This window comes from Janthinobacterium sp. SUN176, assembly GCF_030587335.1.
Taxonomy (GTDB): domain Bacteria; phylum Pseudomonadota; class Gammaproteobacteria; order Burkholderiales; family Burkholderiaceae_D; genus Janthinobacterium; species Janthinobacterium kumbetense.
Genome location: NZ_JAPWIA010000002.1, coordinates 403,271 through 426,704, shown reverse-complemented (window position 1 = coordinate 426,704; position 23,434 = coordinate 403,271). Strand labels below are relative to the sequence as shown.

The window sequence follows — 23,434 nt, the reverse complement described above, 5'->3', positions numbered from 1 at the left end:
GAATTACTTGACCAGGCGCTGCCACAGTGCGGTCGTAGGCGCCGCCTGGTTCATGCTATAGAAATGCAAGCCTGGCGCGCCGCCTTCCAGCAGGCGTTCGCACAAGCCCGTCACCACGTCCAGGCCAAAAGCCTTGATGGACGCGCTGTCGTCGCCGAAGCTGGCCAGTTTCAGACGCACCCAGCGTGGAATTTCCGCGCCGCACATGTCCGAAAAGCGCATCAGCTGCGTGTAATTCGTGATCGGCATGATGCCGGCCACGATGGGCACGTTGATGCCCATCTTCTGCGTCTGCTCGACAAACTGGAAATACGCGTCGGCATTGTAGAAGTACTGGGTGATGGCCGCATCGGCGCCGGCCTGCACCTTGCGCGCGAACGCGTTCAAGTCGTCCTGCGGCGAACGGGCTTGCGGGTGCACTTCCGGATAGGCAGCCACTTCGATATGGAAATGGTCGCCCGTCTCGGCGCGGATGAATTCCACCAGCTCGTTGGCGTAGCGGAACTCGCCCGAGGCGCCATAGCCGCTCGGCAAGTCGCCGCGCAAGGCCACGATGCGGTTCACGCCGGCCGCCTTGAAGTCGGCCAGCACGGCGCGGATCGATTCGCGCGAACCGCCCACGCAAGACAGATGGGGCGCGGCCTGTTCGCCGGCCGCCAGGATCTCGCGCACGGTGTCCAAGGTACCCTGCTGCGTGGTGCCGCCGGCGCCAAACGTCACCGAGAAATACTTCGGATGCAATTCAGACAACTTGACACGCGTGGCGCGCAGCTTTTCCGCCCCTTCCGGGGTTTTCGGCGGGAAAAACTCAATACTGAAGTTATGCTTTTCCATCGTCGTTGCTCAAAAGTAAGGTCGACAAGGCCCAGGAAATGATGCTGTACAGAATGGCACCGCCCACGGCCGACCAGAAACTGGCGACATGGAAACCAGCGATCATCTGCGCCACCAGCCAGAACATGAAGCCGTTGATGATCAAAATGAACAGGCCCAGCGACAAGAACGTCACGGGCAGGGTCAGCAGGATCAGCAAGGGACGGATCAGCGCATTAACCAGCCCCAGCACGGCAGCGGCCAGCAGCGCGGTCCAGCCGCTGCTCATCGTCACCGAGTGCATCAGGTAAGGGACGGCAAACAGGGCCGCCGCATTGATAAACCAAATCAGTAGCAAGCGCATTTCTCTAGCCTGTCAAAAGTGAGGTCAGGCCGGCGCCAGGCGTCGGCCCTCGGAGGGTGAGTGACAGCCCCGGACTACCGATCAGTAACGGTAGTGTTCAGGTTTATAAGGACCTTCCGTGCGCACGCCGATGTAGTCGGCTTGCTCTTGCGTCAGTTCCGTCAGCTGCGCATTCAACTTTTTGAGTTGCAAACGAGCGACTTTTTCATCGAGGTGTTTCGGCAAGGTGTACACGCCGACCGGGTAGTTGGCCGTGTTCGCGTACAGTTCGATCTGCGCGATCGTCTGGTTGGCGAACGACGAGCTCATCACGTACGACGGGTGGCCCGTGCCGCAACCGAGGTTGACCAGGCGGCCTTCGGCCAGCAGGATGATGCGGCGGCCCGACGGGAAGATGATGTGGTCGACTTGTGGCTTGATGTTTTCCCACTCGTATTGTTTCAACGAAGCAACGTCGATTTCATTGTCAAAGTGACCAATGTTGCAGACGATGGCCTGGTCTTTCATGCGCGTCAGGTGATCGTGCGTGAGGATATGGTAGTTGCCGGTGCAGGTGACGAAAATGTCGCCGTGTTCGCAGGCGTAATCCATGGTCACGACGCGGTAGCCTTCCATCGCCGCCTGCAGTGCGCAGATCGGATCGACTTCCGTCACCCATACTTGCGCCGACAGGGCGCGCATGGCTTGCGCCGAACCCTTGCCGACATCACCGTAACCGGCGATGACGGCGACCTTACCGGCGATCATCACGTCGGTGGCGCGCTTGATGCCGTCGACCAGCGATTCGCGGCAGCCATACAGGTTGTCGAACTTCGATTTCGTGACGGAATCGTTCACGTTGATCGCAGGGAAAGCCAGCTTGCCTTCCTTGTGCATCTGGTACAAACGGTGCACGCCGGTGGTGGTTTCTTCCGTCACGCCGAGGATTTCCGGCAGACGCTTCGAGTACCAGGTCGGGTCGGCCAGCAAGTGCTTCTTGATCGAGTTGAACAGGCAGATTTCTTCTTCCGAGCCTGGATTGGCCAGCACCGACAGGTCGGTTTCCGCGCGCACGCCCAGGTGCAGCAGCAGGGTCGCGTCGCCGCCATCATCGAGGATCATGTTCGAGTAGACGGCCTTGCCGTCCACGTTCGGCCATTCGAAGATGCGGTGCGTGTATTCCCAGTAGTCGTCCAGCGACTCGCCCTTGACGGCGAATACAGGCGTGCCGGCGGCAGCGATGGCGGCGGCGGCATGATCTTGCGTGGAGTAAATGTTGCACGATGCCCAACGCACTTGCGCGCCCAGTGCTTCCAGGGTCTGGATCAGCACGGCGGTCTGGATGGTCATGTGGATGGAACCGGTGATGCGCGCGCCTTTCAGAGGCTGCGCTGCCGCGAATTCTTCGCGGATGGCCATCAGGCCAGGCATTTCCGTTTCAGCAATCTTGATTTCTTTGTCGCCCCATGCGGCCAAGGTGATATCGGCGATGGTGTAGTCGTGTTGCGATTTGAGTACGGCGTTCATCACGCCCTCCTTTCAGTTGTTGAAAAAGGTACGTGAGCGCAGTTGCAGGATATTCCGAGCCTGGCGAATTTCTTCGTCGCAACGCTCCTCGGACACGGGATTTTATCATTGTCAAGGCCGCCGCGCCAGCCTGTTTGCACGGCATTGCCACGTAACAACACATAAAAAAAGCGCCCGCGGCCAGCAGGCCGGGGCGCTTTTCTTGCAAATCCGACTAGATTACTTCAGGCCGGCAGCGTCGCGCAACAGGGCGACCTTGTCCGTGCGTTCCCACGTGAATTCCGGCTCTTCGCGGCCGAAGTGGCCGTAGGCGGCGCTCTTCTGGTAGATCGGACGCAGCAGGTCGAGCATTTGCACGATGCCTTTTGGACGCAGATCAAAGTGCGCCAGCACCAGCTTGGCGATTTCCGCGTCGGGAATCACGCCCGTGCCTTCCGTGTAGACGGTGATGTTGATCGGCTTGGCCACGCCGATGGCGTAGCTGACCTGCACCTGGCATTGGCGCGCCAGGCCGGCCGCGACGATGTTTTTCGCCACGTAGCGGGCCGCGTAGGCTGCCGAACGGTCGACTTTCGACGGGTCCTTGCCCGAGAACGCGCCGCCGCCGTGCGGGGCTGCGCCGCCGTAGGTATCGACGATGATCTTGCGGCCGGTCAAGCCGCAATCGCCTTGCGGACCGCCGATGACGAAACGGCCCGTCGGGTTGACGAGGAATTTGGTCTCCGTCAGCCATTCGCGCGGCAGGATCGGCTTGATGATTTCTTCGATGACGGCTTCTTCGATCTGCTTGTGCGAGATTTCCGGCGCATGCTGGGTCGACAGCACGACCGTGTGCACGCCGACCGGGCGGCCATCGACGTAGCGCAGCGTGACTTGCGATTTCGCATCCGGACGCAGCCATGGCAAACGGCCATCCTTGCGCAGCTGCGACTGGCGCTCGACCAGGCGGTGCGCGTAGTGGATGGCGGCAGGCATCAGCTCGGCCGTTTCATCGCAGGCGTAACCGAACATCAAGCCCTGATCGCCAGCGCCTTGATCCAGGTCAATGCCCGCACCTTCATCGACGCCTTGCGCGATGTCCGGCGATTGCTTGTCGTAGGCCACCAGCACGGCGCAACCCTTGTAGTCGATGCCGTATTCCGTGTTGTCGTAGCCGATGCGTTTGATGGTTTCGCGCGCAACTTGAATATAATCCACATTGGCGTGCGTGGTAATCTCGCCAGCCAGCACCACCAGACCGGTGTTGCACAGGGTTTCGGCAGCCACGCGGGCGGCTGGATCCTGGGTCAGGATGGCGTCAAGGATGGCGTCGGAAATTTGATCGGCAACCTTGTCGGGATGGCCTTCCGAAACGGATTCGGAAGTGAAGAGATAGTCGTTTGACATTGCAAGCTCCTGTTTACTATGTGAATGTTCTGTCGCAGTAAAGAGGATTTTGCCTGCGACGCTTTAGCGAGATTTATATTCCGCATCGCAAGTTGTCTATTAACTCAGCGGTTACTGCATACGTGGTATTTTACGCTTCTTAAAAAATTTTGGCACGGCAACACGCCATTCCTGGAAACAGCTTATACATGTTAGTCCCAATTTTCCGCTTCTTATCGATCTTTCCCCTGCCCGTCCTGCATGGTCTGGGCGCTGCGCTCGGCTGGGTAATTTACGCCATTTCCCCGTCCTACCGCCGCCGCATGCGCGAGAACCTGCAAGGTGCGGGGTTTTCGCAACACTTGCACACGGCCGTGGCCGAAGCGGGCAAGAGTGTGCTGGAACTGCCGTTCATCTGGTGCGCGCCAGCCGAACGCGTGGCACGCCATGCGACGGTGGAAAACTGGGAACTGGTGGAAAAAGCGCTGCAGCACGGCCGCGGCATCGTCTTCCTGACGCCGCACCTGGGCTGCTTTGAAATCGTCGCCCAGCAAATCGCGCTGCGCACGCCGCTCACCGTGATGTACCGCCCGCCCAAGCGCGCCGCATTGAAGCCGCTGATCGAAGGCGCGCGCGCGCGCGAAAACCTGATGCTGGCGCCGGCCAATATGTCGGGCGTGCGCATCTTCGCCAAATGCCTGAAGAAAGGCCAGCCCATCGGCCTGCTGCCCGACCAGGTGCCGCAGGAAGGCGAAGGCGTGTGGGCCGATTTCTTCGGCCGCCCCGCCTACACCATGACCCTGCCCGCCAAGCTGGCGCAGATGGGCGGTGCCGAAGTCATCATCACCTACGCGGAACGCCTGCCGGGCGGGCGCGGCTATGTCGTGCATTTCGTGCCCTTCACCGAGTCCCTCGACAGCACCTCGGCGGAACAGGCGCGCACCATCAATGCGGCCATGGAACAATTGATCGCGCGCAGCCCGGCGCAATACCTGTGGAGCTACAATCGCTATAAAGTGCCGCGCGGCGCGCCGCCGCCCACGCCGGCCGCGCCGGATGCCGCCGGGGAGCAGGCATGAGACTGCTGATCGCCTTCATGTGGCTGCTGCACTGGCTGCCCTTGCCCATCCTCGGCCGCTTCGGCGTGGCCGTCGGCAGCCTGCTGTTCATCGCCATGCCCACGCGGCGCAAGATTGCCCTGACGAATCTGCGCCTGTGCATACCGGAATTGACGGAAGCCCAGCGCGTGGCGCTGGCGCGCCAGCATTTCCAGGCATATTCGCGCAGCGTGTGGGAACGCAGCATCCTGTGGTGGTCGTCGGAAGCGCGCCTGAACCGCCTGATCAAAAAGGTGCCCGCCTTCCCGGGCCAGCAGATCGCGGCCAAGCCGACCATCCTGCTGTGCCCGCACTTTGTCTGCCTCGACGTGGCCGGCGCCGCCACGGCCATGGAAATTTCCGCCTCGTCGATGTATGTGCAGCAAAAGAACGCCGCCTTCGACCAGGCCTTGCGCAACGGCCGTTCGCGCTTCAAGCCGCCCAAGCTGTTTACACGTCAGGACGGCATCAAGACGATCCTGCGCGCGCTGCGCGACGGCTTGCCGTATTTCATGCTGCCGGACATGGATTTCGGCGAAAAGGATGCGGAATTCGTGCCCTTCTTCGGCGTGCCCGCCGCCACCCTGACGGCCACGGCGCGCCTGGCGCTGGCCGCCAAGGCGCAAGTCATTCCCGTCATCGCCACCTTCCTGCCCAATTACCAGGGCTGGCAAGTGACGTATTACCCGGCGTGGGACGATTATCCGGGCGACGACATCACGGCCGCCACGCGCCGCATGAACGAATTCATCGAAGAGCGCGTGCGCGAAGCGCCGGCCGAATATTTCTGGACGCATAAACGCTTCAAGACGCGTCCGGAAGGCGAAGCATCGTTCTACAACCAGCACAAGTGATACGGCAGACCATGAAACTCCAATTTACCAAAATGCATGGCGCCGGCAATGACTTCATCGTCATCGACGCCATCCATCAAGAGATCGACTTCACGCCGGCCCAGTGGCAGCGCCTGGCCGACCGCCGTTTCGGCATCGGCGCCGACCAGATCCTCGTGGTGGAAAAGCCGCGCCTGCCCGGCTGCGACTTCCGCTACCGCATCTATAACAACGATGGCGGCGAAGTCGAGCAATGCGGCAACGGCGCGCGCGCCTTCGTCAAGTTCGTCAGCGAAAAAGGCTTGTCCGACAAGACCAGCATCCGCGTGGAAACCATGGCCGGCATCATCGCGCCGCGCCTGGAGATCGACGGCAGCATCACGGTCGACATGGGCGCGCCCGTGCTGGAGCCAAAGCTGGTGCCGTTCGATGCCAGCGGCCTGGACGGCATAGCACAAGGCAAGGACACCGTGTGGCCGCTGGACCTGGCGCTGCCGGGCCAAACGTCGCCCGTGCTGGTGTCCGTCGTCTCGATGGGCAATCCGCACGCCGTGCAAGTGGTCGACGATGTCGATGCGCAAGACCTGGACGCGACGGGCCCGCGCATCGAGCACCACCCGCGCTTTCCCCGCAGGGTCAACGCCGGCTACATGCAGATCGTCGACCGCCAGCACGTGAAACTGCGCGTGTTTGAACGGGGCGCGGGCGAAACCCTGGCGTGCGGCACGGGCGCCTGCGCCGCCGCCGTGGCCGGCATCTTGCGCGGCTTGCTCGATTCCCCCGTGCGCATCAGCGCGCGCGGCGGCGAACTGTCGATCGCCTGGCAAGGCCCCGGCCATCCCGTCCTGATGACGGGCCCGGCCGTGACCGTGTTCGAAGGCACGATCGAACTGTAAGCGAATGAAAAGTCAGGCCGCCAGGAACTGCTGTTCCTGCGCAACGTCGAGTTCCGCCAGGTAGCACTTCAGGCGGTACAGGCGCTGCCGGTAATTGCCTTCCGGTCCCGCCACGCCGCAATCGACACGCTCGAACAGGCGCACCGCTTGGTCGAGCAGCTGGCGCTCCTGCGCCGTGCGGATCAATGCCAGGCGCCGCTTGCCGCGTCCATGCGTGGCGCTGATATCGATCAACAGACAATGCCCCTGGTCGGCCGCGTGTATATCGAGCAGCAATGCCTCGGCACGCGACAGATGAAAGCAGCGCGCCAGCGCCAGCCGCATCGCCAGCAGGGGATGGCTCTGGCCCAATTGCCGTAAATGCCCATCGGCGTGCATGGCGGCGCACTGGCCCCAGTCGCCGGGTTCGCCTTGCGGCGCGATCTTCGCCAGCGCCGCCTCCGCCTCGCGGCTGCCTTGCGCCTGCGCCTGCAGCAGCCAGTACGCGGCCCGCACATCGTTGTTGACGCCGTCGCGGCGATTACGCCAGGCATGCATGCCGCACTCGAGCTGGGCCGGGCCATGCCCCAGGTCGGCGGCACGCTCCAGGCAGGAATGGGCTTCGACCACATTGCGCTGGGAAAATTCCGGTTTCGTATAGATGCGCGACAGCACGAACCAGGCTTCGGCCAGTCCCTGCTCGCCAGCCTGCGTCAGCCAGCGCACGGCACGCTTGAAATTGGCCGCGCCGTTGCGCGTGGCCAGCCGCTGGCCATGCGCATCCATGCGCGCATAGCCGAGCCCCAGCTCCAGCTGCGCCGTGCGGTCGCCGCCATGCGCGGCCAGCTCGCAACACTGCCAGCCCTCGGCATCGCCGCCTGGCGCCAGGGCCTGGGCGCAACGCGACAACAACAGCACCTGCTGCGCGTCGAGGGCGATCGTGCGCGCCCCGGCCGCTGCCTGGCGCTGCAGCAGCTCGCGCGCCAGCGGCAAGCCTTGCGACAGGAAACCCGCATGATTGCCCTGGCTCCAGGCCTGCTCCAGCCACGAGTACAGCGGCGCGTCGCCATCGAGGACTTGCTCGCCAGCAAGACTGGTGTCCCGCCCGGCAGCGGCAAGCGATCCCTCTTGCATGGACAACAACCATTGTGCATCGGGCAAGCCGGCCCGCACGGCGGCGTCCAGCGCCACGCGCGCCTTGGCGCGCAAGGCTTCACAGTGGCTGGCGGCATTGCCCAGCACCAGTTGCGCCAGCACCAGGCCCGCCTGCACCAGGCCCGCATCGAACGCCTGCGCGTAATACGGAATCAGCGCCTTGGCGGCCGGCTGCGCCACTTCGAACGGCACATGCGTGCCAATCAGCAAGCACGCTTCCTCGCTATCCTCCTGGGCCGCCCGCGCCAGCCAGTGCAAGGCCGTGGGCAGGCTTTGCGGCACACCCTGCCCAAACAGATACACCCGTCCCAACGCCAGCTGGCAAGCGACATCGCCCGCGCGTGCGCCCTTGATCAATCCTAATGTTTCGCGATTTGCCATCGATTCTCGATATTGAGTCAATGATTCTAATAATAGTGAGCCATCTCCAGGCCCATCCATGCAGGCCGTCCCTTAGTGTAACGTCCTTGTGTCATAAATCCGACTAAGCCCGCTTAAGAACTTGATTCAACGCAACAATGTCCTGGCCCTGACACGCCAAGATGGCGAGGCGCCGCTGGCGCAACGATGGAAGAACGCTGGCCCTCGGCGCGGGATCGGCAGAAACCGTGCGTTACGAAAATACAACAGGGGCATGCAGTTATGCCGCTTTTCACCAATCTTTTCACGCACATTTGACCAATCCCGCACGTCTTGCGCGCCGACGAATTAAGGTTCATTCATCGAAACGCGACAGTTAGCGCATTTCAATCTGCTCGGATCTCGGACGGAACTCACTTTTAATAGGGAATAAGACATGAAAAAATCACTCGTTGCCCTCGCACTCTTCGGCGCCTTTGCCGCCACAGCACAAGCGCAGTCGTCCGTCCAAATCTACGGCACGATCGATGCTGGCCTGGGCAAATTGACTGGTTCGACCACCGCCGTCACCAAGCGCGACAACAACAAGCTGGGTTTCAAGGGCACGGAAGATCTGGGCAATGGCTTGAAAGCTATTTTCCAACTTGAAATTCGCTATGAATCCGACACGGGCACCATCGAAAACACCTCGGGCATCAATTCGCGTCCCCTGTTCCAGGGTCAAAGCCGCGTCGGCCTGCAAGGCGACTTCGGTACCGTACGCCTGGGCCGTGGCCTGACCGCTTTCCAGGAAACGAGTACCGGTTTCGAACCATGGTCGGGCATGCCTACGCCAGCCGGTTTCCAGACCGACCTGACCGTTGCCGGCTACACCAGCGATCCGCTGAGCGCGCCAGGCAATTCGCGTAACCGCTTCTCGAACGCCGTGTTCTACAACTCGCCAGTCATCAGCGGCTTCCAGTTCAACGCCACCGTGGCCGCCAAGGAAGCGAACAACAACGCCGCCGTTGCAGCCACCGTGCGCAACCTGACGACGAATGCCACCGGCAACTTCGCCCTGCCAGCCAATGTGGCGCCAGAATCGAATCCGTACTCGGTGTCGGCAACGTACAACAATGCCCAGTTCGCCGCCATGGCTGCCTACGAGCGTAACGGCCTGCAAGCCAAGCTGTGGTCGGTCGGCGCATCGTTCAATCCGATCGCGGAATTGAAACTGATGGCAACGTACCAACATCAGGATGACGGCAATTTCAAAATCGTCAACACCGACACCAAATCGTGGGTGCTGGGCGCCAACTATGACGTCGGCCCAGGCAAGATCCGCGCTGGCTACGGTCAAAAAACGCCGGATGGCGTCGCCAAGACCAAGCAAGCATCGCTGGGCTACGACTACAATCTGTCGAAGCGTACCTACCTGTACGCAGATATTTCGAACAAGAAATCGGCCAGCCTCACCAACTACAACAACACCACCTCGGTCAGCTACATCGGTCTGGGCGTACACCACAACTTCTAATGCCCGGCCTGTCACCCTCCGCGGGTGATTGCTGAGCTAAGAATGCAAGGCGGCATGGGCAACCATGCCGCTTTTTTCATGCGCGCGCGGAAAATGCATCGACGCCGTCCCCTTTGCGCCTATGCCGCCGCACTCTCGGTTAGAATGAAGTGTTCAACTTTCACTGACAGATATTCTCAATGACCGCCACACTCGATTCCAGCACCGTCGCCCAGTACCTGAGCGAGCACCCGAATTTCTTCGAAGAGCATACCGCCCTGCTCGGTGAGGTCAAGCTGAGCAGCCCGCTGACGGGACGCACCATCTCGCTGCAGGAGCGGCAGATGGAAGTGATGCGCGACAAGTACAAGGCGCTGGAACTGCGCATGTCCAAGCTGAGCCGCCTGGCCGAGGAAAATGGCGACATCGCCAGCAAATTCCACGGCTGGAACCAGGCCATGCTGCAAGTGCGCAACGATGCGGACATGCCGCGCGTGCTGGTCGACGCCTTGCAAAGCAATTTCGACGTGCCCTGCGTCAGCCTGCGCCTGTGGCAAGTGCTGCCGGAACACGCGAACGGCTGGTTCACGGAAGATGTGACGGCCGACGTGCGCATGTTCGCCAACAGCCTGCAAGCGCCGTACTGCGGCAGCAACCGCGATTTCGAAGCCGTGCACTGGTTGCAGGCCGACAAGATCGAATCGACCGTCATGATCGCCCTGCGCGCGCCGAACACCACGGGCACCTTCGGCTTGCTGGTGCTCGGTTCACCCGACAGCGAACGCTTTACCTCGAGCATGGGCACGGACTTCCTCGTGCATATCGGCGCCACGGCCAGCGCCGCCCTGGCCGCGCTGCGCGCCGGCACGCCTGCCTGAGCACGCCATGGAGGCGCGCGGCAAGGCTGACTGGCTCGACGCCTATCTGGCGCAGCTGGCCACGCAGCGCAAGCTGTCGCCGCATACGCTGGACGCCTACGGGCGCGACTTGCGCACCTTGCTGGAACTGAGCGGCAGTACGCCCTGGACGGCGCTGGCGCACAATGAAGTGCGCCGCTACACGGCCAAGCTGCATGCCGGCGGCCTCGACCCGCGTTCGATCGCCCGCAAGCTGTCGTCGTGGCGGGGATTTTTCAACTGGCTCAGCGGCGAGACCCCGCTCGACGCCAATCCCGTCGACGGCATCCGCGCCCCCAAGCGGGCCAAGACCTTGCCGAAAGCCCTGTCGGTGGACGATGCCGTGCGCCTCGTTGCGCCCGCGCAACACCAACAAGGCGCCGCCGAACCGGAACAGCTGTGCAACCGCGCCATGTTCGAACTGCTGTACTCGAGCGGCTTGCGCGTCTCCGAACTGACCAGCCTGGACACCCATTATTGCAAGGCCGACGGCGGCCAGCCCGCCTCGCTGGGCTGGCTCGACATGGCCAGCTTCGAAGTCATCGTCACGGGCAAGGGCAACAAGATGCGCAAGGTGCCCGTCGGCAAGGCGGCCCTCGTGGCCCTGACCGCCTGGCTGGGCGTGCGCCCGCCTGCGGCCGATGGCAGCGCTGCCTTGTTTTTAAGCACGCGCGGCACGCGCATCTCGCCCCGCGTGCTGCAGCTGCGCCTGAAGGCGCACGCGCTGGCGACGGACATTCCCGCCAACGTGCACCCGCACGTGCTGCGCCACTCGTTCGCCTCGCACGTGCTGCAATCGTCGGGCGACTTGCGCGCCGTGCAGGAAATGCTGGGCCATTCCAGCATCACCTCGACCCAGGTCTACACGGCCCTCGACTTCCAGCACCTGGCGCACGTGTACGACCAGGCGCACCCGCGCGCCAAGCTCAAGTAGGCAGCGGCGCCGGTGGGGCAGCCTGATCCATATCAAGCGGATGGGCGCGCATTTGCAAGCTTTTGCAAAATTCCGGCATAATCGTCCGCATTCTTCCGCTTGCGCGGCGGCACCACCGATTACAAGGCATCTCTCATGGCACTGATTCCAACCACCATCCTCACCGGTTTCCTGGGCGCAGGCAAAACCACCTTGCTCAACCGCATACTGCAGGAAGAGCACGGCATGCGCATCGCCGTGATCGAAAACGAGTTTGGCCAGGAAAACATCGATAACGAGATCCTGGTGCAGGATAGCAACGAGCACATCATCGAGATGAACAACGGCTGCATCTGCTGCACCGTGCGGGGCGACCTGATCGTGGGCCTCACGGAACTGGCGCGCAAGCGCGACGCCGGCTTGCTGGCGTTCGACCGCGTCGTCATCGAAACGACGGGCCTGGCCAATCCCGGTCCCGTGGCGCAAACCTTCTTTGTCGACGAAGAAGTGGGCAGCCACTACATGCTCGACGCTATTATCACGGTAGTCGATGCCCGCCATGCCATGAAGCAACTGGACGAATACGAGGAAGCCCAGCGGCAAGTGGGCTTTGCCGACAAGCTGCTGCTGTCGAAGACCGACCTCGTCAGCGAAGACGACGTGGCCATCCTGACGCGCCGCCTGAAACGCATCAACCCGCGCGCGCCCATCGCCAAGGTCGATTTCGGCCGCGCGCCGCTGGCCGAGGTGCTCGACATCCGCGGCTTCAACCTGAATGAAAAGCTGGAACTGGACCCGGATTTCCTGGCAACGGAAACGGCGCACGTCCACGACCACGCGCATGAGCACGCAGATGAGCACGGCCACGGGCACAAGCATGAGCACAGCGACGCCTGCGCCACCGATTGCGGCCATGCCGACCATCACCATGCGCAGCACAGCGACGATATCGCCGCCTTTGTTTTCAAGAGCACGCAACCGTTCGACAGCGCCAAGCTCGACGAGTTCCTCGGCGGCCTGGTGCAAGTGTATGGCCCGCGCATGCTGCGCTACAAGGGCGTGCTGCTGATGCAGGGCGCGGAGCGCAAGGTGGTCTTCCAGGGCGTGCACCAGCTGATGGGCAGCGACCTGGGCGCCAAATGGGGCGAAAATGAAGTGCGCGGCAGCAAAATGGTGTTTATTGGCAAGAATCTACCAAAAGACATTTTTATTCGCGGACTCGAACAATGTTTGGTATAAACTAGCCGGGTTTTGCAAAGTATCCGTTGCAAAGCAGAAACAAAAGGGAAAGTTAAGCACGCTTTCCCGCTGTCTGACACCCGTCTTGCTGGCATAAACCAACAAGTAGCCGTTTCTGATCGGCTAGTCAACAAATCGGGATGGCAATATAAAGCAAAGCGTGCCAAAATCAGCGACGAAAACGGCCCATGTCGTTCGCCTGTCATGAAATGCTGGCAAACTGCCGCTGGCCGCATGCCAGGCATGCAACCGATCCACCCAACACGCCTGTTGACGCGCGCATAGCGCGACTGGCATAGAGCGGTAAAAAGTTATCAACATGGCACCTTAGCCGGCCGGTAGTCCTGGCTTTCGCCGGCAAGCCAAGGTCGCACGCAGTACAGCGGGACAGCAATGCCAAGCGGAACCTGTACAGTTGCTCGGTATCGCCGCATCAACTGATCAATTTGAAAACTCTGTCGTATCGAAGGTAAGCGAAGTTATGACCAAAACTAATAAATCGACCCCGGCCGCCAACCAAGACATCCCTCTCATCAGCGAAGACCAAATTCGCGCCATGAGCGAAGATGACTACATGAATCCGGCACAACTGGCATTCTTCAAGGCGCGCCTGCAGCAGCTCGAAAAAGACTTGCTGAAAAACGCCGGCGAAACCACGGAACACTTGCGTGAAACCGTGCTCGTACCGGACCCTGCCGACCGCGCCACCATCGAGGAAGAGCATGCGCTGGAACTGCGCACGCGCGACCGCGAACGCAAATTGCTGAAGAAAGTGCAGCAATCGATCGCCAGCATCGACGCCGGCGACTATGGCTGGTGCGAAGAAACGGGCGAGCCTATCGGCATCCCGCGCCTGATCGCCCGTCCGACCGCCACCCTGTCGCTGGAAGCCCAGCAACGGCGCGAACTGAAGCAAAAGCTGTACGGCGACTGATCGCCCTCCCCTTGCGCGGCCGCCCCGGCGGCCCGCGATGGCGAATAAAAAAGCACACGACCTCCGGTTGCGTGCTTTTTTTTCGTCCCGCGCCGACTACACTGAAGCAAACACTGCCGCTTGCAATTGCCTTTTCCATCCCCACTTTTGAGCCATGGGCGCGCAATCGCATGGCCTTGCACGCATCGGCACGAATCTTTTGAGGTCACTATGGAACAATTTCACGGCACCACCATCCTCTGCGTCCGGCGCGGCAAGCAAGTCGCCCTGGGCGGCGACGGCCAGGTAACGCTGGGCAACATCGTCATGAAGGGCACGGCCCGCAAAGTGCGTAAGTTGTATCAGGGCAAGGTCCTGGTCGGCTTTGCCGGCGGCACCGCCGACGCATTCACCCTGCTCGACCGCTTCGAAGGCAAGCTGGAAAAACACCAGGGCAACCTGCTGCGCGCCTCCGTCGAACTGGCCAAGGACTGGCGCACCGACCGCGTGCTGCGCCGCCTGGAAGCGATGCTGCTGGTGGCCGACAGCGAGTCGACCCTGGTCATCACGGGCAATGGCGACGTGCTGGAACCGGAAGACGGCATCGGCGCCATCGGCTCGGGCGGCACCTACGCCCAGTCCGCCGCCAAGGCGCTGCAGGAAAACACGGACCTCTCGCCGGCCGAGGTGGTCAAGAAATCGCTGACCATCGCCGCGGAACTGTGCATCTACACGAATATGTCCCACATCATCGAGACCTTGGACTAAGAGTCCCCGAGAAAACGCCCATGGCTGCGTTGCATGGCCTGGGCGTACAAAAAGGTACTGCCTGCGGCCAAGCGCCTTGCCCTGAACGTTTTTCGGGCACTCTACGCAAAAGAAAGATAGAAAGCCAACTATGATCATGAACATGACCCCGTCGGAAATCGTCACCGAACTCGACAAGCACGTGGTGGGCCAGGCCAAGGCCAAGCGCGCCGTCGCCATCGCCCTGCGCAACCGCTGGCGCCGCCAGCAGGTGGCCGAGCCCCTGCGCCATGAAATCACGCCCAAGAACATCCTCATGATCGGCCCCACGGGCGTCGGCAAGACGGAAATCGCGCGCCGCCTGGCCAAGCTGGCCGAGGCGCCGTTCATCAAGATCGAAGCGACCAAGTTCACGGAAGTGGGCTATGTGGGGCGCGACGTCGACACCATCATCCGCGACCTGATCGACATCGGCATCAAGCAGACGCGCGCGCTGGAAATGAAGAAAGTGCGCGCGCGCGCCGAAGATGCGGCCGAAGACCGCGTGATCGACATCCTCGTGCCGCCGGCGCGCGACTTCGGCTTCACGCCGAATACGGCGGCGGCCGTGGACACGGGCAGCGGCGACAGCACGCGCCAGACCTTCCGCAAGCGCTTGCGCCAGGGCGAGCTCGATGACAAGGAAATCGAGATCGAGCTGGCCGAGGCGGGCCCGCAGATGGAAATCATGGCGCCGCCGGGCATGGAAGAAATGACGGAGCAGATCAAGTCCATGTTCTCGGGCGTGGGCGGACAGCGCAAGAAGGCGCGCAAGGTCAAGATCCGCGAAGCATTGAAACTGCTGGTCGAGGAAGAAGCGGCCAAGCTGCTGAACGAAGATGAACTGAAACAGAAGGCGATCCAGAACGTCGAGCAGAACGGCATCGTCTTCCTCGATGAAATCGACAAGATCGCCTCGCGCTCGGAGTCCGGCGGCGCCGACGTCTCGCGCGCGGGCGTGCAGCGCGACCTGCTGCCGCTGGTCGAGGGCACCACCGTCAATACCAAGTACGGCATGATCCGCACGGACCACATCCTGTTCATCGCCTCGGGCGCGTTCCACCTGTCGAAACCGTCGGACCTGATCCCGGAACTGCAGGGGCGCTTCCCCATCCGCGTGGAACTCGAATCGCTGTCGATCTCGGACTTCGAACGCATTTTGACGAGCACCGACGCCTGCCTGACGATGCAGTACGAAGCCTTGCTGGCGACGGAAAACCTGAAGCTGCAGTTTGCGCCGGAAGGCATCACGCGCCTGGCGGAAATCGCCTACTCGGTAAACGAGCGCACGGAAAACATCGGCGCGCGCCGCCTGCACACGGTGATGGAAAAACTGCTGGAAGAAGTGTCGTTTACGGCCAGCGAAGGCAGCAGCAGCACGGAAAACCTGCTGGTGATCGATGCCGCGTATGTCAACGAACGCCTGGAAGCGCTGTCGGTCAACGAAGACCTGTCGCGCTACGTGCTGTAATCAGGGAGGGGACCGATGGCAAACAAGGCATTGGCGACGCGGCAGAAAATGCAGTTCCGCGTCGAACCCTCGCAAAAACCGCGCAACCCCGTCGCCACTGCCGCCCTGCAGCGCGCCGCCGGGGCGCATGTAAAAACCGTGTCAGGCCAGCGCCAGCAGGAAAAACGGCTGCTGGCGAAATTGCTGTTGAAAGTCGAAATAGACAAATAGGCCGCCCGCGGACACCCTTTTCATAGGGCGTCCGCCATCAGGCCACTCTCTGCCGCAGCAGCGTCCCCTTAGAAACGGTAGGACGCGCCCAGCGAAAACATGTCGACCTTGGTCGTCTGCTTGCTGCTGTACTTGACCGGCACGCGGTCCCAGTCCAGGTGCAGCGCCCAGTTCTTGTTCAGCGCATACGCCGCGCCGATGCCATAGGTCAGGCCGATCTTGTCCTTCTTGTCCGAACCGCCGCCCAGATAATCGACCTTGCCCTGCGTGTAAGCCGCGCCCAGGCGGCCGCTCAGGGTGAACGCGTCAAACTGGTAGCCGAGCACGCCCTGCATGCCGAGGCCCGTGAACTTGCCGCGGCCCGCGCGCCGGCCGGCGCCCGTGTCGAAGCCGGACTTCACTTCGCCGCCCATATACCCCACCAGCTCAATCGAAGGCAGGGCCACGCCGCCCTGAAACGGCAGCGCGTCGAAACTGTAACCCACGTAGGCCTTGCCGTTGCGCTTGCTGCTTTTGTCGCAATCGTTTTGTCCCGGCACGCAGTCGAGGCCGGTACTGGCACGAAAGCCATAGCTGGCGCCCATGTAGATGGGGCCCGGCGCAGGATCGGCTGCCGATGCATGCAAGGGAGCGATGGCGGCCAGCGCCAGCAGCGCTGCGGGGAAACGTAATTTGAAGGACATGAATAACCTCTACAAGTGGATGAGTTGCCTGGTTGTAGCGCGCCGTGCGAGCCACAAGCGGGAGTGTCATCTCTTTTGCCGTAAAGTACTATCACCTTGTGCAAAGTGCCATTAAGGGCTACATTCGGTACCGTTACCCGCTACCAAACTTATCAAAAAGGATATCCGTGAGTTCACCCGAACTGGTTTTGCGCGTGCTGCGCACGCAACTGCGCGCCGCCGGCATCACCTATAAAGTGCTGGCCGAACGCATCGGCATGAGCGAATCGAGCGTCAAGCGCATGTTTGGCCAGCACGACATGTCGCTGTCGCGCCTGGCCCTGATCTGCAAGGCCTCGGGCATCGCCATGGAAGACGTGCTGCGCGGCGCGGCCGACATCACGCCGCATGCCGACACGCTCACCCTGGTGCAGGAAAAGTCGCTGGTGGCGCATCCGCGCCTGCTGCTGGTGGCGATCTGCTGCCTCGGTCACTGGAGCCTGGAACAGGTGGTGGAAACGTATGCGCTGACGCAAGCCGAATGCATCGGCTGCCTGGCCGAGCTGGACCGGCTGGGCTTGATCGAGCTCAAGCCGCTGAACCGCTACAGCCTGCGCGTCTCGAACGCCTTCCACTGGCTGGCCGACGGCCCGGTGCAGCAGTACTTCCGCGAACACGTGGTGGCCGACTATTTCAGCGGGCATTTTGACGGCGCCGGCGAAACCCTGATGTGCATCCCGGCGCGCCTGTCGCTGTCGAGCGCGCAGGAGCTGGTGCAAAAGATCCGCCAGCTGGCCGAGGAACTGGCGCGCCTGCACCAGAACGACCGCCGCCTGGCGCCCGCCGAGCGCGATGGCTTTACCCTGCTGCTGGGCTTTCGCTCATGGGAATTTGCCGCCTTCACGGCCCTGCGCCGCAGTACGGCGTCCGCCGCGCCCTACCAGACCGGCCCCAGGAACAGGTAGAGCGTGCTCTCGCCGCCCTTCGATGCACCCGACGCCACGTACACGGGACCGAAGCGCGTATCGACGGAGATGAAGGCGCTGCTGGCCTGCGTGAATTTGGTGGATTTCCAGTGCTCGCTCTGATCGAAGCCGCCGCCCATTTCCAGCGAAAAGCCGGCCCGCACGGCGCCGCCCAAGGTGCTGGGCAGGGAACCGATGCGGCGCGCCATCACGAAGCGCGCCAGGGCCACGCTGCGCCCCGTCACCGATTCGAACTGCGTGCCGGACAGGCGCAGGAAGCCGCCCAGGCTGAGTGGCGCCTCGCCGCGCTGCGCGCGCGCCCATTCGCCATACACATGGCCGGCCCAATTGCCGCGGCCAAAGGCCTTCAAGCCCGTGATGGCGGAACGCCCCAGGCCCGTCTCGCCCGAACCCGTGGTCGAGGCGCGCGTCCAGGTGGCGTCAAACAGCACGCCGCGCGTGGGGAAACCGGGCGAATCGAGCGTATCGACGCGGAACTGGACGAACTGGTTGGTGCCCAGCGCCCGCTCCTGCGGGTAGGCCGGGTCGGCCGGGATGCTGACACCGGCCTTGACTTCGCTGCGCGAGACGCCGAACTGCAGGTCGCCCCAGAAGCCGAACTGGCGTCCCAGCACCAGGCTGGCGCCCTGGCCGCTGTAAGCGACGCGCGCGCTGCGCCGTCCCTTGTCGAACAGGTCGACCGCCTGCGAGCTGTACTGGATCGACGGCGCGATATACCACGGGTTGCCGGCGCCCAGCGGCTGCCAGTACTGCACCCCGAAGTTGCGCGTGGTGCCGATCTGCGCCATGCTGCGCAATTCGCCGCCCCAGCTGTTCAGATTCGAGCGCACATGCAGCAGCTTCAGGGCAAAGGTATTGCTGTCCCTGAAATCGCTGCCCACTTCCAGGCCCACGCGCAGGCGGCTGCTGGCCCACGGCGCTTCGACGGCCTTGATGGTGACGGCGCGCTGGTCGCCGGAATCGACCACTTCCGTCTCCACGCGCGCCACGTCGCCGCGGCCATACAGCTTGGCCGCCGCCTTGAGCACATCTTCCTGGCTGACGGACTGCCCTTCCACCAGGCCCGATTGCGCCTGCAGGATGCGCGGATTGATATCGCCCTCGCTCTCCACGGCCAGGTGCGTGAGCGGCAGGGCCACGTCCAGCAGGGCCGGCGCGGCCAGGCGCAGCTGCTCGCGCGCCGCATACTGTTCCGGCGGCAGGGCCAGCGGCGCCAGGCGGGCGGCCAGGGCCTGCGCCGCCTGCTCGCCGGCGCGCATGGCGCGCGCATAGTTTTCAAAGTCGAGGAAACTGACGCCCGTCAAATCCGGCGCCACCAGGATATCCTGCGGCTGCAGCTCCTTGAGCGAGCGCTGCACATTCTGTTCCGTGAGGATTTGCAGCATCTGCTGCGCCACGCCGATGGCGCTGCCCAGCTCTTTTTCCGGCGCCAGCGGCGTGCCCACGTTGACGGCGATGATGATGTCGGCGCCCATGGCGCGCGCCATGTCGACGGGCAGGTTGCGCACCAGGCCTCCATCGACCACCAACCGGTTATTCACGCGCACGGGGGCAAACACGCCCGGCACGGCCAGCGAGGCGCGCATCGACAGGAACAGGGGCGTATCGACCAGTTCCACCAGTTCGCCATTGACCAGGTCCGACGCCACCGAGCGGAAAGGCAGCGGCAGCTGGCTGGCGGGGCGGTCGCGCATGCCGGCCGGCAGCAGCCGGTTCAAGGCCATTTCCAGCGCCGCATTGCTGGCCGCCGACGGCGGCGTGGAAATGCCGTTACGGCTGGTGCCAAACTCGATGCGCGACGGCAGCAACAAATCTTCCTCGCGGCGGCGGAACGCCAGTTCATCGCGCGGCGGCCGGTCGGCCACCACGCGCGCCCAGTTGGTCTCGCGCGCCATCTTTTCCAGGTCCGCCACGGAAGCGCCGGCCGCATACGCGCCGCCCACCACGCCGCCCATGCTGGTGCCGACCACCATGTCGATCGGCACATGCAGCTCCTGCAGCACTTTCAAGACGCCGATATGCGCCAGGCCGCGCGCGCCGCCGCCCGACAGCACCAGGGCGATGCGCGGACGCGCCGCGACGGGTGCGGGAACGGCCGGCGTGGCAGCGGAGGTAATGGGGGTGGCGGGAACGGCGGCGACAGCCGGCGGCAAGGCGCACAGCGCCGCCACGCAGCCCGCCAGGACGGCACGAATCGAGAACATGAAGACTCCTGTGGCGATGGCGGCATGGCGCCATCGGCAAAATACGATAAAAACAGCGTTAATTCGGCGGCGGCACACTGCTCACTTGCGGCGCCGGCATCATGGTCGCCGGCCGCTGCTGCTCCATCGGCAGCGGCGGCGGCACCAGGTTCGTGGCCGGCGCAGGGGCCGCGGCCGGCGCTGGGGTGGCGGACACCTGCCCCGGCAAGGCCAGCGCCTTGTCGTCGGCCACCAGGTCGATGCGCTTGCTCACGCCGCCGTCGCGCAGCAGCACGTGGCGCGCATGCACTTCCAGCACCGTCACGCCGGGCACCACTTCGGCGCCTTCCGGCAAGGCGACGGAGGGCTTGCCGTCGGTCGAGATGATGGCCACGCTGCCGCGGCCATTGCCGGCGGCCACCACGCCCTTGAGCTGGTAGTTGCTGGCCGTGGCCACGCTGACCTGGCCGCCGAACAGCGAGGCGCCCGCCTCCACGCTGGCATCCTGCACCACCGGATTGGGGGGCGGATTGATGGGACGCTGCGGCGCCTTGAACAGCTGCATGGCCCAATAGGCCAGCGACACGGACAGCGCCACGACGGCGAGCAAACTTGTAACTTGAGGCAAACGCTTCATGGCTTCCTTGGATACTTATCTTACAAGCTGATTGATTTCGATAATCGGCATCAGCACGGCCAGCACGATCAGCAGCACCACCACGCCCATCGCCAGGATCAGGGCCGGTTCCAGCAGGCCGGCGATGGTGAGCGTGCGGCGTTCCAGGTCCTGCTCCTGCGCGCTGGCGGCGCGTTCCAGCATGGCCGGCAGCTCGCCCGTGATTTCGCCCGCGCGTATCATGTGGATCAGCATGGGCGGAAAATGCTTTTGCGCCGACAGCGCGCGCGCCAGGCTGACACCTTCGCGCACGGCGCCGCTGGCGTCAGCCACCAGTTCCTGCATCGCCACGTTGGTGAGCGTGTCGCGGCTGGTGTCGAGCGCGCGCAGGATCGGCACGCCGGACCCCGTGGTGATGGCCAGGGTGCTGGCGAAACGCGCCGTGTTCAGGCTGCGCTCGAATTTCCCATACAGGGGCGCCGTCAGCAGCCAGGTATGCCAGCGCCGTTTCAGGGCCGGCTGCTGCAGCGCGCGGCGCCAGGCGAACCAGGCGCCGGCCAGGATCACGGCCACGACGAGGCCATAGTTGCGCACGAAGTCCGACAGCGCCAGCATGATCACCGTCAGCATGGGCAGCTTCTGCTTGGTATTGGCGAATACGGAGACGATCTGCGGCACCACATAGGTGAGCAGGAAAATCACGATGGAAAACGCCACCACCGTGACGATGGCCGGATACGTGAATGCCAGCTTGACCTTCTGCACCAGCGCATTGCGCCGCTCGATGTAGTCGGCCAGGCGCGAGAGCACGCGCGACAAATGGCCGATCTGCTCGCCCGACGCCACCAGCGCCCGGTAAATTTCCGCGAAATCGCGCGGATGGCGCGCCAGCACGTCGGAAAACGCGGCGCCGCCGATCACTTCCGAACGGATCGAGGCGATCAGGTCGCGCAGGTAAGGCCGCTCGGCCTGTTCCAGCAGCGCGGAAAACGCCTGCTCCAGCGGCAGGCCCGCTTCCAGCAAACTGGCCAGCTGGCGCGTAAACAGCGCCAGCTCGGTGCTGGACAGGCGCTCGCCGAAGCCGCGCCGTTTGGTCACGCCGGCGGCGTCGACCTGCGCGGCGATCGGTTCGACGGCCAGCGGCACCAGGCCTTGCACGCGCAACTCGGCGCGCGCGGAACGGGGACTGTCGGCATTGAGCACGCCCTTGCGGGTGGCGCCTTGCGCGTCGACGGCTTCATAGCGGAATGCGGGCATGGTGGCGGGCCTAGTCTTTGGTCACGCGCAGCAACTCGGCCTGCGTGGTGGTGCCGTCGCGCAGCCAGCGTTCGCCGTCGTCGCGCATGCTCGTCATGCCGTCCTGCAGGGCCACGGCGCGCACTTCCGCTTCCGAGGCGCGGTTGTGGATCTGCGCGCGGATCTGCTCCGTCGTGCGCAGCAGCTCGTACACGCCGACGCGGCCCTGGTAGCCCGTCTGGCCGCAATGCTCGCAGCCGACCGCCTGCCAGTACTGGCCGTCGAAGGTCTTGCAGGAACCGCACAGCTTGCGCACCAGGCGCTGCGCCAGCACGCCTAGGAGCGACGACGACAGCAGGAACGGCTCGATGCCCATGTCGAGCAAGCGCGTGACGGCCGCCGAAGCGTCGTTCGTGTGCAGGGTCGCCAGCACCAGGTGGCCCGTCAAGGATGCCTGCACGGCGATCTGCGCCGTTTCCAGGTCGCGGATCTCGCCGATCATGATCACATCTGGATCTTGCCGCAAAATCGCCCGCAGCGCCTTGGCAAATGTCATGTCGATGCGCGGATTGACCTGCGTCTGGCCGACGCCGGCCAGGTCGTACTCGATCGGGTCTTCCACCGTCAGGATGTTCGTGGTGGTGGCGTTGAGCATCGACAGCGCCGCGTACAGGGTCGTCGTCTTGCCCGAGCCGGTGGGGCCCGTGACGAGCACGATGCCGTGCGGCTGCGTGATCAGGCCGTCGAACTGCCCGAGCATGGGCGCGCTCATGCCCAGGTGCTGCAGGTCGAGGCGCCCCGCTTCCTTGTCCAGCAAACGCAGCACGGCCCGTTCGCCATGCCCGGTGGGCAGGGTCGAGACGCGCACGTCGACGGGCTTGCCGCCCACGCGCAGGGTGATGCGGCCGTCCTGCGGCAAGCGCTTTTCGGCGATGTCGAGCTGCGCCATGATCTTGATGCGCGAAATCAGCGAACCGTGGATGGCTTTCCTGGGACGCACGACGTCGCGCAGGCTGCCGTCGATGCGGAAGCGCACGACGGACGTCTGTTCGAACGGCTCGATGTGGATATCGGACGCGCCTTCGCGCAGCGCTTGCGTGAGCAAGGCGTTGATCATGCGGATGACGGGCGCGTCGTCGGACGATTCGAGCAAATCCTCGATGGCCGGCACGTCCTGCAGCAGTTTTGTCAAATCCAGGTCGGCGTCGAATTCATCGGCCATCTGCGACGCGTCGCCGCCGCCGCCCGCGTAGGCGCCGGCAATGGCCGCATCGAGGTCGCCGCGCGGCAGCACCGTCAGCTGGATCTGGCCGAAACGGCGCGACACTTCGGCAATCGCCGCCGGCGCCGTCGACGCGGCCACCAGCACCTCGACGGGGGCGCCGTCGACGGCGCCGGGCCGGGCCAGCAAGCCGAAATCGCGCGCGTAGGCGTAGGGAAGCAGATTACTCATGACTGTC

Annotated in this window: 22 protein-coding genes and 1 riboswitch; of the genes, 12 read left to right on the top strand and 10 right to left on the bottom strand. The window is 63.5% G+C overall.

What is annotated here, in order from left to right; translation table 11 throughout:
* Positions 1–3: 3 nt before the first annotated feature.
* The 4 genes from metF to metK all read right to left on the bottom strand — a co-directional run bounded on the left by metF (position 4) and on the right by metK (position 4,069).
* Positions 4–834, bottom strand: coding sequence for a methylenetetrahydrofolate reductase [NAD(P)H] (gene metF / locus O3299_RS21210; RefSeq protein WP_034783533.1), 831 nt, complete (start codon positions 832–834; stop codon positions 4–6).
* On the bottom strand, positions 821–1,177 hold the full coding sequence (locus O3299_RS21205; RefSeq protein WP_099665786.1) for a phage holin family protein: 357 nt from the start codon (positions 1,175–1,177) through the stop codon (positions 821–823). The genes metF and O3299_RS21205 overlap by 14 nt, the downstream gene beginning before the upstream one ends.
* Positions 1,178–1,258: 81 nt before the next feature.
* Positions 1,259–2,683, bottom strand: coding sequence for an adenosylhomocysteinase (gene ahcY / locus O3299_RS21200; RefSeq protein ID WP_070258574.1), 1,425 nt, complete (start codon positions 2,681–2,683; stop codon positions 1,259–1,261).
* A gap of 27 nt (positions 2,684–2,710) precedes the next feature.
* Positions 2,711–2,779: riboswitch (S-adenosyl-L-homocysteine riboswitch) on the bottom strand.
* 123 nt (positions 2,780–2,902) lie between these two features.
* Positions 2,903–4,069 (bottom strand): methionine adenosyltransferase, encoded by a 1,167-nt coding sequence (metK, locus tag O3299_RS21195; protein WP_034783537.1) that lies wholly within the window; start codon positions 4,067–4,069, stop codon positions 2,903–2,905.
* Between the two features lie 188 nt (positions 4,070–4,257).
* Here metK and O3299_RS21190 point away from each other — a divergent pair, with 188 nt between their 5' ends.
* The 3 genes from O3299_RS21190 to dapF are packed head-to-tail and all read left to right on the top strand — an operon-like array spanning position 4,258 to position 6,874.
* Positions 4,258–5,127, top strand: coding sequence for a lysophospholipid acyltransferase family protein (locus tag O3299_RS21190; RefSeq protein ID WP_099665787.1), 870 nt, complete (start codon positions 4,258–4,260; stop codon positions 5,125–5,127).
* Positions 5,124–5,999 carry a lipid A biosynthesis acyltransferase gene (locus tag O3299_RS21185; RefSeq protein ID WP_305063134.1) on the top strand — a complete coding sequence of 292 codons (876 nt, stop codon included), beginning with the start codon at positions 5,124–5,126 and terminating at the stop codon, positions 5,997–5,999. The genes O3299_RS21190 and O3299_RS21185 overlap by 4 nt, the downstream gene beginning before the upstream one ends.
* 11 nt (positions 6,000–6,010) lie before the next feature.
* Positions 6,011–6,874, top strand: coding sequence for a diaminopimelate epimerase (gene dapF / locus O3299_RS21180; RefSeq protein WP_289905847.1), 864 nt, complete (start codon positions 6,011–6,013; stop codon positions 6,872–6,874).
* Between the two features lie 12 nt (positions 6,875–6,886).
* Here the strand turns inward: dapF and O3299_RS21175 are convergent, their stop codons facing one another.
* Entirely contained in the window at positions 6,887–8,389 is a 1,503-nt protein-coding gene (locus O3299_RS21175) for a hypothetical protein (protein ID WP_305063133.1), read from the bottom strand.
* Between the two features lie 415 nt (positions 8,390–8,804).
* Between O3299_RS21175 and O3299_RS21170 the strand changes: the two genes are divergently transcribed.
* From O3299_RS21170 to O3299_RS21135, 8 genes are all read left to right on the top strand, one after another.
* Positions 8,805–9,884 (top strand): porin, encoded by a 1,080-nt coding sequence (locus O3299_RS21170; RefSeq protein WP_305063132.1) that lies wholly within the window; start codon positions 8,805–8,807, stop codon positions 9,882–9,884.
* A gap of 179 nt (positions 9,885–10,063) precedes the next feature.
* A complete protein-coding gene (locus O3299_RS21165) occupies positions 10,064–10,741 on the top strand; it encodes a DUF484 family protein (RefSeq protein WP_099665791.1) in 678 nt (225 codons plus the stop codon).
* A 7-nt stretch (positions 10,742–10,748) separates the two neighbouring features.
* Positions 10,749–11,693, top strand: coding sequence for a tyrosine recombinase XerC (locus O3299_RS21160; RefSeq protein ID WP_305053793.1), 945 nt, complete (start codon positions 10,749–10,751; stop codon positions 11,691–11,693).
* Between the two features lie 135 nt (positions 11,694–11,828).
* Entirely contained in the window at positions 11,829–12,911 is a 1,083-nt protein-coding gene (locus tag O3299_RS21155) for a GTP-binding protein (protein WP_305063131.1), read from the top strand.
* Between the two features lie 481 nt (positions 12,912–13,392).
* Complete coding sequence (gene dksA, locus O3299_RS21150; protein WP_034753066.1) at positions 13,393–13,845, top strand: RNA polymerase-binding protein DksA; 453 nt, start codon at positions 13,393–13,395, stop codon at positions 13,843–13,845.
* A 210-nt stretch (positions 13,846–14,055) separates the two neighbouring features.
* Positions 14,056–14,592 (top strand): ATP-dependent protease subunit HslV, encoded by a 537-nt coding sequence (gene hslV, locus O3299_RS21145; RefSeq protein WP_010394217.1) that lies wholly within the window; start codon positions 14,056–14,058, stop codon positions 14,590–14,592.
* Between the two features lie 136 nt (positions 14,593–14,728).
* Complete coding sequence (hslU, locus tag O3299_RS21140; protein WP_285817091.1) at positions 14,729–16,081, top strand: ATP-dependent protease ATPase subunit HslU; 1,353 nt, start codon at positions 14,729–14,731, stop codon at positions 16,079–16,081.
* Between the two features lie 15 nt (positions 16,082–16,096).
* On the top strand, positions 16,097–16,291 hold the full coding sequence (locus O3299_RS21135) for a hypothetical protein (protein ID WP_099665795.1): 195 nt from the start codon (positions 16,097–16,099) through the stop codon (positions 16,289–16,291).
* Positions 16,292–16,359: 68 nt separating this feature from the next.
* Here the strand turns inward: O3299_RS21135 and O3299_RS21130 are convergent, their stop codons facing one another.
* Entirely contained in the window at positions 16,360–16,974 is a 615-nt protein-coding gene (locus O3299_RS21130) for an outer membrane protein (RefSeq protein ID WP_099665796.1), read from the bottom strand.
* Positions 16,975–17,141: 167 nt separating this feature from the next.
* On the opposite strand from O3299_RS21130, the gene O3299_RS21125 reads away from it, so the two are divergent.
* Positions 17,142–17,918, top strand: a complete 777-nt coding sequence (locus tag O3299_RS21125; RefSeq protein ID WP_180278646.1) for a helix-turn-helix transcriptional regulator — start codon at positions 17,142–17,144, stop codon at positions 17,916–17,918.
* Here the strand turns inward: O3299_RS21125 and O3299_RS21120 are convergent.
* Genes O3299_RS21120 through gspE form a run of 4 tightly spaced genes read right to left on the bottom strand, consistent with a single transcriptional unit; the run spans position 17,891 to position 23,427 of the window.
* Entirely contained in the window at positions 17,891–20,143 is a 2,253-nt protein-coding gene (locus O3299_RS21120) for a patatin-like phospholipase family protein (protein ID WP_305063130.1), read from the bottom strand. The two genes, O3299_RS21125 and O3299_RS21120, sit on opposite strands and share 28 nt — an antisense overlap.
* A 58-nt stretch (positions 20,144–20,201) precedes the next feature.
* Positions 20,202–20,759: a type II secretion system protein N gene (locus O3299_RS21115; protein WP_099665798.1), complete on the bottom strand. Its 558-nt coding sequence runs from the start codon at positions 20,757–20,759 to the stop codon at positions 20,202–20,204.
* Between the two features lie 15 nt (positions 20,760–20,774).
* Positions 20,775–21,995 (bottom strand): type II secretion system inner membrane protein GspF, encoded by a 1,221-nt coding sequence (gene gspF, locus O3299_RS21110; protein ID WP_099665799.1) that lies wholly within the window; start codon positions 21,993–21,995, stop codon positions 20,775–20,777.
* 10 nt (positions 21,996–22,005) lie between these two features.
* Positions 22,006–23,427: a type II secretion system ATPase GspE gene (gene gspE / locus O3299_RS21105; RefSeq protein ID WP_077398708.1), complete on the bottom strand. Its 1,422-nt coding sequence runs from the start codon at positions 23,425–23,427 to the stop codon at positions 22,006–22,008.
* Positions 23,428–23,434: the final 7 nt, after the last annotated feature.

Excerpts from the sequence above, each read along its gene's own strand:
- O3299_RS21165 (WP_099665791.1), top strand. The coding sequence starts at position 10,064 with ATGACCGCCACACTCGATTCCAGCACCGTCGCCCAGTACCTGAGCGAG.
- O3299_RS21155 (WP_305063131.1), top strand. The coding sequence starts at position 11,829 with ATGGCACTGATTCCAACCACCATCCTCACCGGTTTCCTGGGCGCAGGC.
- O3299_RS21135 (WP_099665795.1), top strand. The coding sequence starts at position 16,097 with ATGGCAAACAAGGCATTGGCGACGCGGCAGAAAATGCAGTTCCGCGTC.
- metK (WP_034783537.1), bottom strand. The coding sequence starts at position 4,069 with ATGTCAAACGACTATCTCTTCACTTCCGAATCCGTTTCGGAAGGCCAT.
- O3299_RS21175 (WP_305063133.1), bottom strand. The coding sequence starts at position 8,389 with ATGGCAAATCGCGAAACATTAGGATTGATCAAGGGCGCACGCGCGGGC.
- O3299_RS21130 (WP_099665796.1), bottom strand. The coding sequence starts at position 16,974 with ATGTCCTTCAAATTACGTTTCCCCGCAGCGCTGCTGGCGCTGGCCGCC.
- dksA (WP_034753066.1), top strand. The coding sequence starts at position 13,393 with ATGACCAAAACTAATAAATCGACCCCGGCCGCCAACCAAGACATCCCT.
- hslV (WP_010394217.1), top strand. The coding sequence starts at position 14,056 with ATGGAACAATTTCACGGCACCACCATCCTCTGCGTCCGGCGCGGCAAG.
- metF (WP_034783533.1), bottom strand. The coding sequence starts at position 834 with ATGGAAAAGCATAACTTCAGTATTGAGTTTTTCCCGCCGAAAACCCCG.
- O3299_RS21190 (WP_099665787.1), top strand. The coding sequence starts at position 4,258 with ATGTTAGTCCCAATTTTCCGCTTCTTATCGATCTTTCCCCTGCCCGTC.
- dapF (WP_289905847.1), top strand. The coding sequence starts at position 6,011 with ATGAAACTCCAATTTACCAAAATGCATGGCGCCGGCAATGACTTCATC.
- gspF (WP_099665799.1), bottom strand. The coding sequence starts at position 21,995 with ATGCCCGCATTCCGCTATGAAGCCGTCGACGCGCAAGGCGCCACCCGC.
- O3299_RS21160 (WP_305053793.1), top strand. The coding sequence starts at position 10,749 with ATGGAGGCGCGCGGCAAGGCTGACTGGCTCGACGCCTATCTGGCGCAG.
- hslU (WP_285817091.1), top strand. The coding sequence starts at position 14,729 with ATGAACATGACCCCGTCGGAAATCGTCACCGAACTCGACAAGCACGTG.
- O3299_RS21170 (WP_305063132.1), top strand. The coding sequence starts at position 8,805 with ATGAAAAAATCACTCGTTGCCCTCGCACTCTTCGGCGCCTTTGCCGCC.
- O3299_RS21185 (WP_305063134.1), top strand. The coding sequence starts at position 5,124 with ATGAGACTGCTGATCGCCTTCATGTGGCTGCTGCACTGGCTGCCCTTG.
- O3299_RS21120 (WP_305063130.1), bottom strand. The coding sequence starts at position 20,143 with ATGTTCTCGATTCGTGCCGTCCTGGCGGGCTGCGTGGCGGCGCTGTGC.
- O3299_RS21205 (WP_099665786.1), bottom strand. The coding sequence starts at position 1,177 with ATGCGCTTGCTACTGATTTGGTTTATCAATGCGGCGGCCCTGTTTGCC.
- O3299_RS21115 (WP_099665798.1), bottom strand. The coding sequence starts at position 20,759 with ATGAAGCGTTTGCCTCAAGTTACAAGTTTGCTCGCCGTCGTGGCGCTG.
- ahcY (WP_070258574.1), bottom strand. The coding sequence starts at position 2,683 with ATGAACGCCGTACTCAAATCGCAACACGACTACACCATCGCCGATATC.
- gspE (WP_077398708.1), bottom strand. The coding sequence starts at position 23,427 with ATGAGTAATCTGCTTCCCTACGCCTACGCGCGCGATTTCGGCTTGCTG.